13 protein-coding genes are annotated in these 16,671 nt (G+C 69.1%); 5 read left to right on the top strand and 8 right to left on the bottom strand.

Annotated features, from left to right (window positions below; all coding sequences use genetic code 11):
• Positions 1-26: 26 nt before the first annotated feature.
• From ACFOWZ_RS16140 to ACFOWZ_RS16150, 3 genes are all read right to left on the bottom strand, one after another.
• A complete protein-coding gene (locus ACFOWZ_RS16140) occupies positions 27-2,036 on the bottom strand; it encodes an ABC transporter permease (RefSeq protein ID WP_382373187.1) in 2,010 nt (669 codons plus the stop codon).
• The gene (locus ACFOWZ_RS16145; protein ID WP_382373189.1) at positions 2,033-3,457 is read right to left on the bottom strand and encodes an ABC transporter substrate-binding protein; all 1,425 of its coding nucleotides are present in this window, start codon (positions 3,455-3,457) and stop codon (positions 2,033-2,035) included. Before ACFOWZ_RS16145 ends, ACFOWZ_RS16140 begins: the two co-directional genes overlap by 4 nt.
• A 138-nt stretch (positions 3,458-3,595) precedes the next feature.
• A complete protein-coding gene (locus tag ACFOWZ_RS16150; protein ID WP_382373191.1) occupies positions 3,596-4,327 on the bottom strand; it encodes a FadR/GntR family transcriptional regulator in 732 nt (243 codons plus the stop codon).
• 74 nt (positions 4,328-4,401) lie between these two features.
• Between ACFOWZ_RS16150 and ACFOWZ_RS16155 the strand changes: the two genes are divergently transcribed.
• From ACFOWZ_RS16155 to ACFOWZ_RS16165, 3 genes are all read left to right on the top strand, one after another.
• Complete coding sequence (locus ACFOWZ_RS16155; RefSeq protein WP_382373193.1) at positions 4,402-5,559, top strand: mandelate racemase/muconate lactonizing enzyme family protein; 1,158 nt, start codon at positions 4,402-4,404, stop codon at positions 5,557-5,559.
• 202 nt (positions 5,560-5,761) lie between these two features.
• Positions 5,762-6,151: a YciI family protein gene (locus ACFOWZ_RS16160; protein ID WP_382373195.1), complete on the top strand. Its 390-nt coding sequence runs from the start codon at positions 5,762-5,764 to the stop codon at positions 6,149-6,151.
• Positions 6,151-7,404, top strand: a complete 1,254-nt coding sequence (locus ACFOWZ_RS16165) for an RNA polymerase sigma factor (RefSeq protein ID WP_382373197.1) — start codon at positions 6,151-6,153, stop codon at positions 7,402-7,404. Before ACFOWZ_RS16160 ends, ACFOWZ_RS16165 begins: the two co-directional genes overlap by 1 nt.
• Here the strand turns inward: ACFOWZ_RS16165 and ACFOWZ_RS16170 are convergent.
• The 3 genes from ACFOWZ_RS16170 to ACFOWZ_RS16180 all read right to left on the bottom strand — a co-directional run bounded on the left by ACFOWZ_RS16170 (position 7,373) and on the right by ACFOWZ_RS16180 (position 9,459).
• Positions 7,373-8,044, bottom strand: a complete 672-nt coding sequence (locus tag ACFOWZ_RS16170) for a DUF4166 domain-containing protein (protein ID WP_382373199.1) — start codon at positions 8,042-8,044, stop codon at positions 7,373-7,375. The genes ACFOWZ_RS16165 and ACFOWZ_RS16170 overlap by 32 nt on opposite strands.
• The gene (locus ACFOWZ_RS16175) at positions 8,041-8,751 is read right to left on the bottom strand and encodes a hypothetical protein (RefSeq protein WP_382373201.1); all 711 of its coding nucleotides are present in this window, start codon (positions 8,749-8,751) and stop codon (positions 8,041-8,043) included. The genes ACFOWZ_RS16170 and ACFOWZ_RS16175 overlap by 4 nt, the downstream gene beginning before the upstream one ends.
• 72 nt (positions 8,752-8,823) lie before the next feature.
• Positions 8,824-9,459, bottom strand: a complete 636-nt coding sequence (locus ACFOWZ_RS16180; RefSeq protein ID WP_382373203.1) for a TetR/AcrR family transcriptional regulator — start codon at positions 9,457-9,459, stop codon at positions 8,824-8,826.
• Between the two features lie 118 nt (positions 9,460-9,577).
• On the opposite strand from ACFOWZ_RS16180, the gene ACFOWZ_RS16185 reads away from it, so the two are divergent.
• A complete protein-coding gene (locus ACFOWZ_RS16185) occupies positions 9,578-10,324 on the top strand; it encodes a GH12 family glycosyl hydrolase domain-containing protein (RefSeq protein ID WP_382373205.1) in 747 nt (248 codons plus the stop codon).
• Between the two features lie 63 nt (positions 10,325-10,387).
• Here the strand turns inward: ACFOWZ_RS16185 and ACFOWZ_RS16190 are convergent, their stop codons facing one another.
• Entirely contained in the window at positions 10,388-11,551 is a 1,164-nt protein-coding gene (locus ACFOWZ_RS16190; protein ID WP_382373207.1) for a cellulose binding domain-containing protein, read from the bottom strand.
• A 17-nt stretch (positions 11,552-11,568) separates the two neighbouring features.
• Complete coding sequence (locus tag ACFOWZ_RS16195) at positions 11,569-15,219, bottom strand: glycoside hydrolase family 3 C-terminal domain-containing protein (protein WP_382373209.1); 3,651 nt, start codon at positions 15,217-15,219, stop codon at positions 11,569-11,571.
• Positions 15,220-15,375: 156 nt separating this feature from the next.
• Here ACFOWZ_RS16195 and ACFOWZ_RS16200 point away from each other — a divergent pair, with 156 nt between their 5' ends.
• The gene (locus ACFOWZ_RS16200) at positions 15,376-16,578 is read left to right on the top strand and encodes an ROK family transcriptional regulator (RefSeq protein WP_382373211.1); all 1,203 of its coding nucleotides are present in this window, start codon (positions 15,376-15,378) and stop codon (positions 16,576-16,578) included.
• Positions 16,579-16,671: the final 93 nt, after the last annotated feature.

Below are 16,671 nucleotides of genomic sequence, written 5' to 3' on the forward strand. Positions count from 1 at the left end.
CAACCCTGCCGGTTGTGGCACCAGCCTCATCCCTTCACCGCTCCCGCGGTGAGCCCCTCGGTCAAGAACCGTTGCCCGAACGCGTACATCGTCACGACCGGGATGCTGATCAGCAGCGAGGCCGCGGCCAGCTGCCCCTGCGGCACGACGTCACCGAAGATCATCGACTGCATGCCGACGGGCAGCGTCTTGTAGTCGTCCTTGGTGATGAACACGAACGCGAACAGGAACTCGTTCCACGCGTTGGTGAGCGTGAAGAGCGCGACCGCGAGCAGGCCCGGTTTCGCCAGCGGTAGAACGATTCGCAGGAACGCGCCGAACCGCGTGCAGCCGTCGACCAGCGCGGCCTCCTCGAGGTCCGCCGGGATCGACTTGAAGTAGCCGACGAGCAGCCACGTCGCGAACGGCAGCGTGAACGTCGGGTAGGCGAGCACGAGCGACCACAAGGAGTCGTTGAGGCCGATCCCGCTCATCATCTGGTACAGCGGGATGAACAGCAGCGCGCCCGGCATCACGTAGGTGAGCAGGATCGTCACCGTGAAGCTCTCCGAACCCCGGAACCTCAAGCGCGCCAACGCGTAGCCCGCGAGCGCCGCGCAGATCAGGGCGATCACGGTGGACGCCACCGACACCAGGATCGTGTTGAGGTACCAGGTGCCGAACGCCCTGCCCGTGAACAGGTTCGTGAACTGCTCGGTGGTCCACGGGGTCGGCCACAGGTCGTCGGTGCGCGCCACGATCTGGTCGTCGGATTTGAACGCCGTGACCGTCATCCAGTACAGCGGCGCAAGCACGAAACCCAGCAGTCCCACGAGCGCGATGCCCGAACTGGTGCCGCCGACCACGCGTGCGGCCAGCCGGTTGCCGCGGGCGGCGAGCACGGAGACGAGACGTCCGACCGCGGCCGCGAGCACCACGAACACGGCGAGCACGAGCGCGGCCTTCCACACGATGTGCGGCGACGCCCAGACCAGCACGAGCGCCGACAGCACGACGATCACCCACGGCAGCGCTCGACGCTGGCCGGGACTCAACCGCCTGCGCCCGAGGTCGCTCGCGCCGGGCAAATCGTTGCGGCGCATCATCCGCACGAGAATCACCACGAGCACGGCGATGATCGGCAGCATCACCAGCGTCACCGCGGCGCCTGCGCCCAGTTGCAACTGCTGGATCGCCTTCGAGTACGCCACCATCACGTAAGGCGCGGTGGCGTCGCCCGGCCCGCCCTGGGTCATCAGCCAGATCAGGTCGAAGTTGTTGAAGGTCCAGATCGACGACAGCAGCACCGTCACGATCATGACGTGGCGCAGTCCTGGCAACGTGATGTGCAGGAACCGTTGCCACGGCGAGGCACCGTCCACCATCGCCGCCTCGTAGAGGTGGCTGTCGATCGCCTTGAGCCCGGCGAGGAACGTCACCGTGAAGAACGGGATGCCCTTCCAGACGTTGACCAGGATGACCGACGGCATCGCGAGCGCGGGATCGGACAGCCACTCCGCAGGCCACCGGTCGACGAGCCCGATCGTGGCGAGTGCAGGCCCGATGCCGGAATCGGTGAGCAGAGTGTTGACGCTGCCGAAGATCGGGTCGAACAGGGACCGCCAGGTGAAGGCCGTGACGACCGTCGGCACCACCCACGGCAGCAGGATCACCCCGGCGACGATCGCCCGGCCGCGGCGCATGTGGTGCAGCATCAACGCCGCGATGAGGCCGAGGGTCACCTTGAAGATCTCGGCGTACGCGGTGAAGACGAACGAGTTCAGGACTCCTTTGTGGAACAACGTGTCGCCGACGAGCGCGGTGTAGTTGTCCAGCCCGACGAAGACCGTCTCGGCGCCGTGGCGTTCCGTGGTGCTGGTGACGACCGAGTCGACGATCGGGAACAGGATCAGGCCCGCGACCAGCACCAGCGTCGGCCCGACGAACATCGCGGCGAGGCGCCAGTCGCGTCCGAGCAGCCGTTGTGACGGGCTGAGCGAGGGCGCCGGGCGCGGCGCCGGACGGACCGGCGCCGGCCGAGTGCGCAGGTCCGTCACTGCTTGTAGCCCTGCTGCTCGAAGATCTGGACGATCCGGGCGTGGGTCGCGGCGACCGCGTCGGCCGGTTTGGTGCCCTGGATGACCGACTGCATCATGTCGGTCAGCACGTAGGCGGCGGTGGCGGCCTGGTCCCCGGGGCTCGGCGCCTGGGGGAACTTGAAGCCTGTCTTGGTGGTCATCGGGAGCTGCGTGCGAGTCTGCTCCCGCAGCGCTGGGAAGGCCGGGTCACCGCTGGTGTAGTACGGGTCGGAGTCCCACACCTTGTCCCACGAAGGATTCACCAGGCACGGCGCTCCCTTCGCGACACCGAGCAGTGCTGTGCCGCTGGCCATGTACTTCGCCACCAGCTTGGCGAGGTCCGGATTCTTGGCCCCCTTGAACACGACGAACGAGTTGGACTCGCCGAACGCGAGCGGCTTGTCGATCGCGGGTCCGGTGGCGCCGTTGAACGGGTGGGTGTTGCCGTACACCGGGTTGTTCTTGGTCTTCGAGTCGGCGTAAACGCTGAACTGGTTGAGCGTGAGCCCCAGGATCTGGGCGAGCCAGTTCTCGTTGTTGCTCGAGTCGGTCCAGCTGCCGATCCCCGGCGGCAGCATCGGCGTGTACTTGGGGTTCGTGTAGATGTCGCCGATGAACGTGACGGCCGCGACGGTCTCGGGCGAGTTGAACACCACCTTCGTGCCGGTGTTGTCCGCGATCGCCCCGCCGTAGGTGTTGATGACGTTCCCGATGAAGCCGTTGGCATCGCCGGAGCGGTTCACCGTGAGACCCCAGCCGAAGCGCTTCTTCGACGGGTCCGAGACCTCCAGGGCGTTGTCGCGCAGCTCTTCCCACGTGTAGTGCGGCTTGAGCGGGAGACCCTTCTCCTGGTACCAGTCCTTGCGCAGGTACATCGCCGACGCGATGAAGTGGTACGGGATCGCGAACCAGCGCCCGCCGAACACGCAGTAGTTGGTCGCCTCCGTCGCGGGCTCTCCGTAGAGCTTGCGCATCTCCTCCACCACGTCGGTGACGTCGGTGAGTGCGCCGAGGTTGTGGAGCTGGCCGACGAACCGCCGGTCGCTCACGAAGGCGAAGTCGCGGCTGGTGCCCGCTTTCACCTCGGCGTCCATCTTCGCGACCATGTCGCCCGCGTCACCGGAGACCAGGTCGTTGCGGACCGTGGTGCCGGTGGCCTGCGCGAAGACCTGCAGCGACTTGTCCAGCGCCTTGTTCGCGCTCTCCGAGTACAGCTTCTGCGACAGCATTCCGACCGATCCGCCGCGCAGCGGTGCCGCCTGGTCGAGCAGGGCCTGGGGCACCTGGACGTCTACCTGCGGTGTGGCGGGGCCGCCTGTCCCGCAGCCGGCGAGACCGAGCACGCCCAGCGCGCCCAGCCTGATGACGGCGCGCCGCGATAAGTCCGAATTCTCTTCCATGACACCAACTCCTCCCGCGTCCGGTCGAACGGACGCGTGCCGACGGGGCGACGTTGCAACCGGCGGGACAGCGGGACGTGCACCCGCTGCCGGGTCGTTCATGTGGTGAAGCCGACGAACTTCGTGCACGGCACAGCGCTAGCGCCGCTTGGTACGCCGCCCCTTTTTCGCGAGGAGCGCAGAGTTGTTGGCCAGGTGTTTGCGCATCGCCGCGCGGGCCCGGTCCGGGTCACGCGCCACGAGCGCCTCGTAGATCTCCGTGTGGTCGGCCGTGGCCTTGCACAGCGCGTCCGAGTCCTCGTTCGTGATGCGCCTGCTGGCCGTGCCCAGCCAGCGCGCCGAGTACATGATCCGGTCCAGGATGCGGTTGTTCGCCGCCCGGCAGATCTCCATGTGGAACTCGTGGTCGACCTCGAGGTAGGCGTTCGGATCCCCCTCCAGCGCCGCCATCCGGCCGATCTCGTCCCTCAGCCGTTCCAGCGTCTCGTCGGTGACGAGGGCGGCGGCCATGGCGGCGAGCTCGGGTTCGAGCAGCATCCGCATCTGGTCGAGCTCCTGCAGCAGTTCGCCGACGACCTCGGCGGGCAGCCACTCGATCAGCAACGGACTCAGGTAGTCCCACTCCGCCGGTGGGCGCACGACGACGCGACGGCCCTGAGCCACGTCGACGATGTCCAGCGAGGCGAGGACTTTGAGCGTCTCCCTCGCCACCACGCGGGAGACCCCGAACTCCCGCGCGATGTCGAGCTCCGACGGCCCCCGGCCGTCGGAGATCTCGCCGTTGACGATGCGCCGGGTCAGGTGTGCGGCCACCTGCACCGGCAGAGTGCGGACCTTGACAACGTCCGGAGACTCTTGTCCCCTTTGCATGTCATCAGCTTATAGGACAAGTTCCACATCGCGACAGAGTCCGTTCACCTGCACCACCCGGCGACGGGAGAGCAATGCGGATCGTGAACGTCACCACGGCAGTGGTCGCCTACCACGGTGAGGCCACCCTGGTCCGGATCGACACAGACGAAGGCCTCAGCGGGTTCGGCGAGGCCAATCCCGACGCCGGCGCTGGCGGCGTCGTCGGAATGATCAAATTCCTCACCCCGCTGCTGATCGGCGAGGATCCGCGCAACGTCGAGCGCTGCTGGGAGAAACTCCGCCGCAGCAAGGTCTTCGCGGGACCGCAGGGCGGGGTGTTCGTGATCGCCCTGTCCGGGATCGAGCTCGCGCTGTGGGACCTCGCGGGCAAGGCGGCGGGCCAGCCCGTCCACCGGATGCTCGGCGGCAAGTTCCGCGACCGGATCCGCCTCTACGCCGACTGCGGCGACGGCGACGACCCCGCGGGCTCGGTCTCCGGGTGCGTGGACCGGGCCCGGCGGATGGTCGCCGAGGGCTTCACCGCCATCAAGTTCGACGTCGACAACCTCCACCACCCGGCCAAGTTCGACGACTTCAACCACACGATCAACGCCGCGGAGCTGCAGTCGATGGTCGAGCGCGTCGCCGCCGTCCGCGAGGCGATCGGACCGGACGTCGACCTGGCCATCGACCTGCACGCCCGCTACGACGTGCCGAGCGCGTGCCGGATCTCGCGCGAGCTCGAACCGTTCGACCTGATGTGGCTCGAGGAACCGCTGCCCGCGGAGAACGTCGACGCGCTGGTGCGGGTGCGGGACCAGACCCGCACGCCGATCTGCGCGGGCGAGAACCTCTACCTGCGGTGGGGTTTCCGCGAACTGCTCGAACGCGGCGCCGTGGACGTGATCGAGCCGGACGTGCCCAAGTGCGGCGGACTGGCGGAGGCCAAGAAGATCGCCAACCTCGCGGAGCTGCACTACATCCCCTTCGCGCCGCACCTGGTGTCGACGCCGCTGGGCACGATGGCGACGTCGCACCAGTGCGCGGCCATTCCCAACTTCTACGTCCAGGAGTGGCACGCGCTGGAGGAACGGGAGGTGTGGGACAGCTACGTCCACGCCCCCGACGGAAGCGGCTCGATCGTGAAGGACGGCTACATCACGCTGCCCGACACCCCCGGCATCGGTGTGGAGCTCGACATGGACGGCGTGCGGGCACACGCCGTCGCGGGCTACGGGGTTTTCGAGTAGCAAACCTCGCCGAACTCGGGGGCGTCCCGACATGGATGAACGGCGCTTTTGTCCACCTGAGGTGAACAAAAGCGCCGTTCATCCACCTGAGATCAGGAGCCGGCGAAAAATGTGCCGGGGGATGTAGACGTGACGAGCGCGGCATCGACGTCTCCCGCGAGGATGGTCGTCCGGACGCATCCACGAGGCCGAGGAGCCGATGGTGAAGTACGTGATCCTGATCCACTCCAACCCGCAGCCGTGGGGGCACCCGACGCCCGAGTACCTGCCCCACTACCAGGACATGCCGCGGGCGGAACGGGACCGGCTGAACTCCGAGTTCGAGAAGATGCTCGGTGAACTGCACGAGAAGGGCGAGCTGATCGGCGGCGAGGCACTGGCAGCGCCCGAGTCGTCGCGGCTCTACCGGTGGGCCGACGGGAAGCCGCTGGTCACCGACGGGCCGTACTCGGAGGCCAAGGAGCACCTGGCCGGCTTCTTCCTGATCGACGTGGACAGCCACGCCCGCGCGGAGGAGATCGCGGCACGCTTCGCCGGTCCGGGCGAGACGGTCGAGCTGCGGCCGACCATGTGGCCCGGCGGGGACGCCTGATGGACCCGCGGGTGGTCGAGGACGTGTGGCGGCGCGAGTCGCCTCACGTCCTCGCCGCCCTGCTGCGCCGCTACGGCGACCTCGGCGACTGCGAGGACGCCGCGCAGGAGGCGGCCGAAGCGGCGGCACGGCAGTGGGACTCCGACGGCGTACCGGACAACCCGCGCGGCTGGCTCATCCGGGTCGCCTCCCGGCGTCTGATCGACAGGTTTCGCGCCGACAGCGCTCGGGCGGGGCGTGAGGAAGCCGTGGCCGCCGCTCAGCCCGGCGACGCCCACCTCGCTCCCCCGGCCGACAACGTGCAGCACGACGACGACACCTTGCGGTTGCTGCTCCTGTGCTGCCACCCCAGTTTGAGCCGCTCCTCGCAGGTCGCCCTGACCCTGCACGCCGTCGCGGGCCTGACCACGGCCCAGATCGCCGCCACCTACCTCGTGCCGGAGCGCACGATGACACAGCGCCTGACCAGGGCGCGGTCCACCCTGCGGGCGGCGGGTGCGGTGTTCGGGCTGCCGACGGAGACCGAACTGCCCTCGCGCATCGCCGCGGTGCTCGACGTGTGCCACCTCCTGTTCACCGAGGGACACACCCGTTCCACCGGCGACGCGGTGGTCGACTCCGACCTGGCCGGGGAAGCCGTTCGGCTCACCAGGCAGCTGCACGCGGCGATCCCCGACCACGACGAGGTGGCTGGCGCCTTGGCCCTGATGCTGCTCACGCACGCCCGCGCGGCCGCACGCACCGACGGCAGCGACCTCGTGCCTCTGGCCGAACAGGACCGTTCGCGGTGGGACCACGAGCGGATCGCGGAAGGAGTGCGCATCCTGGAGCGGGTCCTGCCCCGCGGGCACGTCGGCAGGTTCCAGCTCCAGGCCGCGATCGCCGCCGTGCACGCCGAAGCCACCACGTGGGAAAGCACCGACTGGCAACAGATCTGCCTGCTGTACGCCATGCTCGAACGGGTCGCGCCCAGCCCGGTCGTGACGCTCAATCGAGCGGTCGCGGTCGGGATGGCGCTCGGTCCGGAGTCCGGATTGGCCGTCATCCAGCCGTTGCTCGACGATCCGGCGATGCGGCGGCACCACCGCACCCACGCCGTGCACGCCCACCTGCTGGAGATGGCCGGCGACGTGGCAGGTGCCGTCGACAGCTACCGCCAGGCCGCCCAGCTCACGACGAGCCGGCCCGAGCAGCGCTATCTCAACGCCAGGATGCGCAACGTCAGACCCTCGCCTGCTCCCGGACCGGCTTGACGGCGTCCGGCACGAGTTCCCCCTCGGGGAAGGAACACGTGAAGGTGCCGTGATAGCCGAAGAGCGGTCCGAACCGGTGGTTGGCGACCTCGACGTTGATGCGGAACCGGCCGAGGTCGTCGTCGTAGGACTCCCGGACCTCGGCGGTGCCCGTCACGAGGCTGGGGATGCGGAAGTGGAGCGGACCTTCGTGGAAGCGCTGCTCGCCGCTGCGGATCACGAGCCCGCCGCGTTCGTCCACGGACAGGTGCAGGTCGACGGAGACGTGCTGGTGCGTACCCAGGTAGTCCACGACGCAGCCCCGTTCAGGGCTGTAGATCATGGTGGCGTCCCAGCGCCGGGGCCGGTCGAAGGTGAAGGTGCGGGCGAAGGTCACCGTCTCGCGGCCGAGCGAGTCGCGGTAGGGGAAGTTCTCGATGGTGAACGGGATGTCGCTGCCACGACCGGGAACGAGGATGTGGCGCTGGGCACCGAGCAGGAGGAACGGCCGGGTGAAACCGCGGCCGTGCCACACCCGGTCCATCGTGCCGGTGCCGACGCAGGCGACACCGTCGTCGGTGGCGAAGCCGAACCGGCGTCGCAGTTGCGGGTGCAGGCGGTCGAAGTCGTCGCCGAGGGCGCGCTGGAAGATCGACGTCACGGTTGCTCCAAAGTGGACAGGGTGGACGGCGCCACCGACGAACGGCGGTCAGGAGGTCTCCGCCGGCACCTCCTGGCAGCCGGGGTCGACGGCGACGGCGGGATCAGCAGGGTGCCGAGGGTGAGGGCTGCGGCGAGCACGACCGGCGCGGCCCACCAGGCGGCGGCGCAGACGGCGACTCTGGCGCCGACGTCCAGCAGCGCCCGCCGAAGCGACACCTCTGGCGGCACACCGCGTTCGAGCCACAGTCGAAGCCGGTCGAACGACCAGGCAGTGGCCCACCCCAGCAGCAGCCGGAACGGCCGATCGGCCAGCGCGCCCAGCCTGCCCCAGCCGGGCTGGTAGTCGTACCCGGTGAGGAACCGGATCCCCTCACTGGTCGGCACGTACCGCCAGTAGCCCGCCCCGGAGCGGATCAACGACAACGGGTGCGCCGAAGCGAACCGCAGCGCGGACGTCCGCGAGCCGTCGGGTTTCGTGCGCTCACCGACGCTGACGCCGGTCCCGTCCACCGTCAGGCCGGGCAGGACGCGGACGGAGTACCGGAAACGCTGTGGCGCAGCCGGTTCCGCTTTCGGCAAGTAGTCGATCCTGCCGAACCTGAGGTCCCACCGCTGATGAAGGTGCGGGTCCTGCGTCCGCCGCCACAGCTCGTCGAGATCGGCCCGGATCACCGCCTCCACGTAGAGCGCACGCCGCCGCGCCATGTGACCCCCTCACGTTTGAGCGATCGCTCAAACACGAGGGTAGCCAGATTTGAGCAGATGCTCAAACAGGCACTACCGCAGGTTCTTCGCCGTCCTGCGGAGTTTGCCGCGCAGTGCGCGGACCGCGACCGGACCGAGGTCGTCCACCACCTCGATCAGGACACCCAGGCGGTCAAGTGCGTCCAGGGCCGCCTTCGCCCCGTCGGCGTCGACGCCCTCGTACAGCTCCAGCCCGATGAATCCCGCGCTCACCGCACGTGCGAGACCCGCCGTGTCGATCAGCTCGGCCACCGGGGACGACGCCAGCAACCTGCTCAGGGCCCGCTCGATCGGAGTGATCCACAGCTGCAGCGACGCCGAGGTGGCCTCGGCGAGGTCGGGGTCGGTCTGCGCACCGGACAGCAGCTGGGCGAGCACCATGACGTTGCCCCGGTCGCGTTCCTCGGCGTGCAGGGTGCGGCCGAGCGCGAGGAGCTGCCGCAGGTCGGTGACCTCGTCGAGGCGTTCGGCGAACGGTTCGACCCTGGCCCGGGTCGCGGCGAGGCAGGCGGCCTTGAGCAGTTCGTTGACGCTGCCGAAGTGGTAGAAGACCAGCGCCTGGTTGACCCCGGCGGTGGCCGCGATGCCCCGCGCGGTGGCGCCGGTCAGACCGTGCGCGCGGATCGTGTCGATCGCGCCGTCGATCAGGCGCTGTCGGGTGTCGGCCACCGCACAACCGTAGAGGTCGGCAGGGCGGACCTCCCGCACCGCGTTCCTCTCAGCGAGCCGGAGGTGTTGACGTCGCGGTATTGTGGGAGCGCTCCCAGAACCTGCGAGAGGAGTTTTCATGCGAAGGAACATCCGTGCCCTCACTGCTGCGGGCGCGCTGGTCGCGAGCATCTTCGTCGCGACCTCGGGCTCGGCACAGGCCGACACGACCATCTGCGACCAGTACGGGTCGACCACCATCCAGGGCCGCTACGTGGTCCAGAACAACCGGTGGGGCACGTCGGCGCAGCAATGCATCAACGTCACGTCCACCGGCTTCCGGATCGCCACGCAACAGGGTTCCAGCCCGACCAACGGCGCCCCGGTGTCGTACCCGTCGGTCTTCCTCGGTTGCCACTACACCAACTGCTCCCCCGGCTCGACCCTGCCGATGCAGGTCAGCCGGATCCGCAACGCCACCTCCTCGATCTCCTACCAGTACGCGGGCGGCACCTACAACGCCTCGTACGACATCTGGCTCGACCCCACACCGAAGACCAACGGCGTCAACCAGATGGAGATCATGATCTGGTTCAACCGCCAGGGACCGATCCAGCCCATCGGCAGCGCCGTCGGCAACACGACGATCGCCGGCCGTTCGTGGCAGGTCTGGCGCGGTAGCAACGGATCCAACAACGTCATCTCCTACGTCGCGTCGTCGACGATCAACTCGTGGTCGTTCAACGTGCTCGACTTCGTCAACGACGTGCGCGCCCGCGGCGCGATCACCAACTCCTGGTACCTCACCAGCATCCAGGCAGGCTTCGAGCCGTGGAACGGCGGCGTCGGCCTGGCCGTGAACAACTTCTCGGCCTCGGTGAGCTGACCGCATGAGCAACGGCGGCCGGCACGGTCGGAAACCCGCCTGCCTGACCGTGCCGGCCGTCGCTCAGGAGCAGCCGATCCGCGACGACGCCAGCACGACGTCGTCGAACCACAGCGTGTCGTCCCCGCTGCCGTAACTCTCCCAGCCGAGCCGGAAGTTGGTCAGGGCAGGCCGCCACCCGGCGCGACGGAGCCACTGCGCGTCCACGTCCGGTGTGGACACCCCGTCCGCCCGCAGGCCCGGCACCTCGGTGCCGTTGACCCAGGTCCGCAGTTCCGAGCCGGTGATCCCGAACTCCACGCAGGTCCACTGGTTCACCGCCAGCGGGGTGCTCTGGGCTACCCCGGCAGGGCTCTGCTCCGGCAGCGTGGCGTCGTCGGACTCGCGGTTCCACTGCAGGGCGCGGTTCTGGCCGCCCATCCGCAGGTCCTTGCCGCCGTCAGCGGTGTCCTTCATGGCCAGGAACGTCACGTGCGCCTCCGGCAGCGCGGTGGTGTGCCGGACGTAGAACCGCGTGTACAGCGCGGATCCGCCGGTACCTCTGGTGGTCGTGAGGAACACGTGGTTGCAGTAGCCGGCCTTGCCGTTGACCCGGATCGACCTGGTGCCGCTGCGAGCCGTGGCGCTGTCGACGGTCGCGGTGCCGGTGCCCTGGCAGTTCGGGTAGTTCAGCGACCAGTCCCCGGCCGGGGTCGTCCCGGTCTGGTTCTCGAAGCCGTCGCAGAACGCGCCGCTCGGACAACCCGGTGGTGGCAGTTGTGGTGTCGTCGTCGTTGTTGTCGGTGGTGTGGTGGTCGTGGTCGTCGGTGGATTGGTGTCGTTGCACCGCACGCCGTTCAGTGCGAAATCGGTCGGCGTTTCGTTGGCGCCCTGGAAGGTCGCCTGGAATCCGAACTGGACGGAGGCGCCGGTGGCGATGCCGCCGTTGTGCGCCTGGTTCTTCGCGGTCACGACCTCGCCCGACTGCGTGACGTCGGCACTCCACCCGGAGGTGACGCGCTGGTCACCGGCGAAGGTCCAGGTCAGCGTCCAACCGCTGACGGGCGCGGCGTTGTTCGTCACCTTCACCTGGGCCACGAAACCGTTGCTCCACTGGTCGATCTGGTAGCCCACCGCGCACTCGGGTGCGTCCGCCGCCTGCCCGGACACGGGACTCGCGACGATCACCGCCGCCATCGCGGCCGCTACCGCTGTCGTGATCAGGACACCGCTCGTGCTCCGGCGCATGTGCTCTCCTGTTCTGGTCAGCCGATGGCGACGCTGAAGATGTGCATGGCGGCCTCACCCTTGTTCGCGCCGTTGCTGATGTCCGGCAACGTCAGGTACCGCACCGTTTTGCCGGCCTGCAGCGGAATCGGGGCGTAGTAGAGGCTCACCCGCTGGTTCTGCCTGCCGGTGCTCGTGTTGATGTACGGCACGGTGGTGAGGATGTCGCCGCCGGTCGCCGCGTTGGCCCACCAGTCCGCGAACGACACGGTGTGGGACTCGGTGGTGCCGTCGGTGTAGGTCACCGTCGCGGTGCCCGACGGGTTGCCGTAGTCACCGGTGCCGATCAGGCCCAGCGTCGTGCCGGAGCCGGAGATCTCGATGATCTGGCCTCCTGCCGGGCCACCGGCCACCACGTTGTCCTCGGTGCCGGGCGCCGAGCTCGGCCAGGTGAACTTCAGTCCGTTGTGGATGAACGTGGCGCCGGGCGTCAGGCTGGGCGTGGCGTTCGCCAGTGCCTGCGCGGAGAAGCTGGCCCCACCGCCGTCGATGTTGCCGGGTGCGGGGTTGGCGTCGTCGGTGATGGCCACGTTGTCGAACGCCGCCGCCAGTGAGGGGTACGGCGGGTGCGGCAGGATCAGGACGGCCGAGTCGCCCGAGTTGCCGCGGCCGTTGACCGACGTGAACTCCGCCTGGGCGGACACGCCGAACTTGCCGGGTTGTGTCGTGGCCGGCGCCGTCACCTGCCAGGTGGTGCGCACGGTCTCCCCGGACGCGACGGTCGCGAACCTGGACGGCGTGGTCGCCTGCGCGGTCCACCCGTTCGGCACGGTCAGCGTCATGACGACGTCGCGCAACGGCTTTGCGTTCGCCGGGTTGGGCAACGTGGTCGTGGCGGTGAAGGCGGTGCCCGGTGACACGCGGGTCGGCGCGGTGAGCGTGAACGGCTGCTTGACCACGACCGGTGTCGTGCCGGTGACGCCGTCGACGGTGACGCTGATGGTCGCCACGCCGGGTGCCACCGCGGTGACCTTGCCGGTCCTGCTGACCGTGGCCACCTTCTGGTCGCTGCTGCGGTAGGTGACGCGCGCCTTCGTCAGGTCGACGAACGACTCGTCGTTGTTGACCGCCTCGACGATCCGGTCCGCGATCACGTGCTCACCCGGACGCCCGGTGGTGTCGGCGATCCACGGGTTCCTGCCGGTCAGGTCGATGCTCTGGCCCGGCGCGAACACCACCTGGCCGGGCTGCACGGTGACGTACTGGACGTGCGGCTCGATCGTCCCCTTCACCGTCACCGGGCGTGAGGTGACGACGTGCTCGGCATCTGCTCCCACTCCGAACACGTACTGTCCGTTGTAGACGGTCTGCTTCTGCCGCTGCTGGTCCCAGAACGCCAGGTCGCTGATCCGCACCTGGATCGCGACGTGCTGCGTCTGGCCGGGCTTCAGCACGGCGGTCTTCTGGAACCCGGCGAGTCGTTTGCGCGGCAGTTCCACACCGGGCACGGTGAACGGCGTGGCCGCGTACACCTGGGCCACCGTGGCACCCGGCACCGAGCCGGTGTTGGTGACGTCGGCGTGCACGGTCACGCGGCCGTCCGCGGTGGCGGTGCGCGCGTTCGTCGTCACGTGCGAGTAGGCGAACGTGGTGTAGCTGCCGCCGAAGCCGAACGGGAACGAGGGCGTGCCGGTGAAGTACTGGTACGTGCGGCCGAGTCCGCCGGTCTGGGACGGCGTCAGCCCGTAGTTCTTCATGTCCGGCAGCTGCGAGTCGTCCTTGTACCAGGTGAAGTTCAGGCGCCCGCTCGGGTTCTGCCTGCCCAGCAGCACGTCGGCCAGCGCGGTGCCCTGGCTCTGCCCGTTGTAGCCGCTGAAGACGATGGCCGGGAAGCTGCCCCGCACGTCCTCCACGGTGACCGGGCCGTTGGCCTGGATCGCCAGCGCCATCCGGCGGTTGCCGGCCGCGCCGACCTGGTCGATCAACGAGCGGTAGGCGCTCGGCATGGCGATGGTGGTGCGGTCCTTGCCCTCGGTCGCGAGGTTCTGGTCGGTGCCGACGAACACGATCACCAGGTCGGCCGTGGAGATCGCGGCCAGGGTCTGCGGCGAGCAGTTCGCCGGGGTCGTCGCCGTGGTGGACGTGCCGCAGGCGTCGAAGGTGATGGTGGCGCCGGGGTTCGCGGCCTTGACCGCCGAGGTGATGCCCTGCACCGGGCTCACCTTCACCGACGGGTCACCGGAGTAGCCGCCCAGGGTGACCACGCCGGCCAGGTCGCCGACGACCACGACGTTGTTCAGCTTCGCCGGGTCCGCAGGCAGCAGTTTCGTGCTCGTGCCGGGGACGGCGTCGTTCTTCAGCAGCACCAACGAGTTCGCCGCGATCTTCGTGGCCAGCGCCTGGTGCGACGGGTGCTCGACCTCGTCCTTGGTGATCTTGGTGTACGGCACGCTGCCGGGCGGGTCGAACTCGCCGGTCCGCATGCGCGTGGTGAACACGTGCACCAGCGCGTCGTCGATGACGGCCTCGCTGAGCACGCCGGCGTTGATCGCCTCCTGGATGTTGGCGACGGTGGCTTCCGCGCCGGTGCAGTTGAGCTGGGTGCCCGCGCGCAACGCGTACGCCTGCCCACCCGCGGCGCCGGAGACCTTCGCCCCGGTCGCGGTGTTCGTCCAGATCGCCGTGCCGTTGACGGTGGCGGTGGTCCAGCCGGGCGGCGCCCAGTTGTGGCTGCCCGGCGCGTAGACGTCACCGACGGCACCGCAGTCGGACGTGCTGTAGCCGTCGAAGCCGTAGGTCCGTTGCGCCAGCGCGTTCGTCAGGTACGTGTCGGCGGGCGCCGGGGTGCCGTTGACCGCGTTGTACGACGTCATGAGCCCGGAGACGCGCGCGTCCTCGATCAGGCTGCGGAACTGCGCGGTGTAGTAGTCGCGGATGTTCGCGTCGGTTGTGTCCGAGCTGTCCGCGTGCCGGTCGTTCTCCACGTCGTTGAGCGCGAAGTGCTTCGCGGTGGCCGCGACCTTCAGGTACCGCGACAGGGGCGTCCCGGTGCGGCTCTGGCCCTGGTAGCCGTTGACGAACGCGCCGGCCATCCTGGCGACCAGGAGCGGGTCCTCGCCGAACGCCTCGTCGTTGCGGCCCCACCGGGGGTCGCGGTCCATGTTCACGGTCGGCGCCCAGTAGGTCAGCGAGCCGTAGTTCGCCTTGTCGGGGCCGATGTTGTTCTGCGCCACTCCCCACAGCGACTTGTCCAGCACGCCGCGGGCCTCGTCGGAGATCGCCGTCGTGGCCTGGTACATCAGCTCGGGGTCCCACGACATGGAGCTCGCGAAGTTCGTCGGGAAGCTGGTGGCGCGCACGCCACCGCCGACGCCGCCGTCGTTCGTGTTGGCGCCCAGCAGGTTGAGCCCGTGCTGTCCTTCGCTCCAGTACGTGTACTGCTGCACGCCCAGCCGCGGAATGGCGGGCGCGCTGTTCGTGCGCAGCTGCAACACCTTCTCGCTCAACGTCATCCGCGACACGAGGTCGGCGGCCCGCTCGGCGAACGAGTGCCGGGTGTCCAGGTGGACGGGCCGTTCGCTCGCGGCCTGGGTCGGCACGGCGGGCACCACGAGTGCCGCGACCAGGATCGCGGCCACACCCGCCCATCCGCGCCGACGACCGTTGGGGAACATGAGTACCTCCGACATCGCAGGTTGCTCTTGTCGTTTCGACGCCATTGGGCGGAGACAGCTAGCGCGGACCACAGAGTTCGCCTGTCTTGAGCGCTAAAACAAGGCCCATCCGGGTCTCCCGGCGGTCACTTAACGTCAAAGTCGGCCAAACCGTCCTGCTACCGTGACCAGATGCCGCGCCCCGTGCCCGCTGTCCGGCCGACGCCAGACCCTCCGGTCAACCTGCGCAGCCTGGGCAGGGTGCGAGTCCTGGAGGCACTGATCGAATCGCGGCGGTTGTCGCGGCCCGACCTGATGCGCCGGACCGGTCTCGCCCGCGCGACCGTCGGCTCGGTGATCGCCGACCTGATCCGGGCCGGCGTCGTGACCGACGGGGACGCGAACCGCGAGGACGGCCTGCGCACCGGCAGACCGGCACGCACTCTGTCACTGAACCGGCACGCCGCCTACGCGTTGGGCGTGGACATCGGCCGTGATCACGTCCGGGTCGTGCTGTGCGACCTGTTCGGCGAGCCGGTGTGGGACCGCGACCTGCATCGCCTGGTGGACAACGACTCCGGCGAGGTGCTGACCGAAGCCGCGGAGCTGATCGCGGAGGCACGACGCGTCACCGGCATCCCGGCGGAGCGGATCCTGGGCGTGGGCGTGGGCATCGCGTGCCCGATCGACCGGCACGGCACGTTGCTGGCCGAGGGCATCATGCCCGGCTGGATCGGCGTGCGCCCCACCGACGAGCTGCGCGAGCGAACCGGGTTCGCGGTGAGGCTGCTCAACGACGCCAACGCCGCCGTGCTCGCCGAACACCGTCATGGCGTCGCACAGCACTGCGGCGACGTCGTCTACATCAGGCTGTCCACCGGCATCGGCGCGGGCGTCATCTCGGACGGCCGGCTGCTGCTCGGTGCGGGCGGCCTGGCGGGCGAACTGGGCCACGTCATCGTCGAACCGTCCGGCGCGATCTGCCGCTGCGGCAACCGTGGCTGCCTGGAAACCGTGGCCAGCCCGGCCGCGATAGCGAAGCTGCTGTCCGCCGAGCCCACGTCGACCGCCGAGCTGATCGACCTGGTGCGCGCCGGAGACCGCGGCGCGATCCGCGCGATGGAGGACGCCGGCGACGCGGTGGGCCGTGCGCTGGCGCAGGCGGTCACGATCGTCAACCCGGAACTGGTCGTCATAGGCGGCGAACTGGCCGCGGCCGGCGACGTCCTGGTGGCGCCCATCCACCGCGCCGTGCAGCGCAACGCCATGAGCTGGCACACCAGCGATCTGCGCGTCGTGCCGGGCGCACTCGGTGACAGCGCTGGTGTGCGCGGGGCGGCCGCACTCGTGCTGGCCGACGCGCCCGAACGGCTGGCCGTGCTCGTGGCCGGCTGATCTCGCCGACAGCTGCGCCGGACGCGCAGCTACTGAGGTTGACCGTTCAAGGTTCCGTCGGCGTGTCGCCTCTTGTTGTTTGGCGGGGAAAGC

This window comes from Lentzea rhizosphaerae (assembly GCF_042649515.1).
GTDB lineage: Bacteria > Actinomycetota > Actinomycetes > Mycobacteriales > Pseudonocardiaceae > Lentzea > Lentzea aerocolonigenes.

What these genes read in the sequence shown, in the direction of transcription:
- ACFOWZ_RS16145 (WP_382373189.1), bottom strand. Translation starts at nt 3,457, where the DNA reads ATGGAAGAGAATTCGGACTTATCGCGGCGCGCCGTCATCAGGCTGGGC.
- ACFOWZ_RS16150 (WP_382373191.1), bottom strand. Translation starts at nt 4,327, where the DNA reads ATGCAAAGGGGACAAGAGTCTCCGGACGTTGTCAAGGTCCGCACTCTG.
- ACFOWZ_RS16155 (WP_382373193.1), top strand. Translation starts at nt 4,402, where the DNA reads ATGCGGATCGTGAACGTCACCACGGCAGTGGTCGCCTACCACGGTGAG.
- ACFOWZ_RS16165 (WP_382373197.1), top strand. Translation starts at nt 6,151, where the DNA reads ATGGACCCGCGGGTGGTCGAGGACGTGTGGCGGCGCGAGTCGCCTCAC.
- ACFOWZ_RS16175 (WP_382373201.1), bottom strand. Translation starts at nt 8,751, where the DNA reads ATGGCGCGGCGGCGTGCGCTCTACGTGGAGGCGGTGATCCGGGCCGAT.
- ACFOWZ_RS16185 (WP_382373205.1), top strand. Translation starts at nt 9,578, where the DNA reads ATGCGAAGGAACATCCGTGCCCTCACTGCTGCGGGCGCGCTGGTCGCG.
- ACFOWZ_RS16190 (WP_382373207.1), bottom strand. Translation starts at nt 11,551, where the DNA reads ATGCGCCGGAGCACGAGCGGTGTCCTGATCACGACAGCGGTAGCGGCC.
- ACFOWZ_RS16195 (WP_382373209.1), bottom strand. Translation starts at nt 15,219, where the DNA reads ATGTCGGAGGTACTCATGTTCCCCAACGGTCGTCGGCGCGGATGGGCG.
- ACFOWZ_RS16200 (WP_382373211.1), top strand. Translation starts at nt 15,376, where the DNA reads ATGCCGCGCCCCGTGCCCGCTGTCCGGCCGACGCCAGACCCTCCGGTC.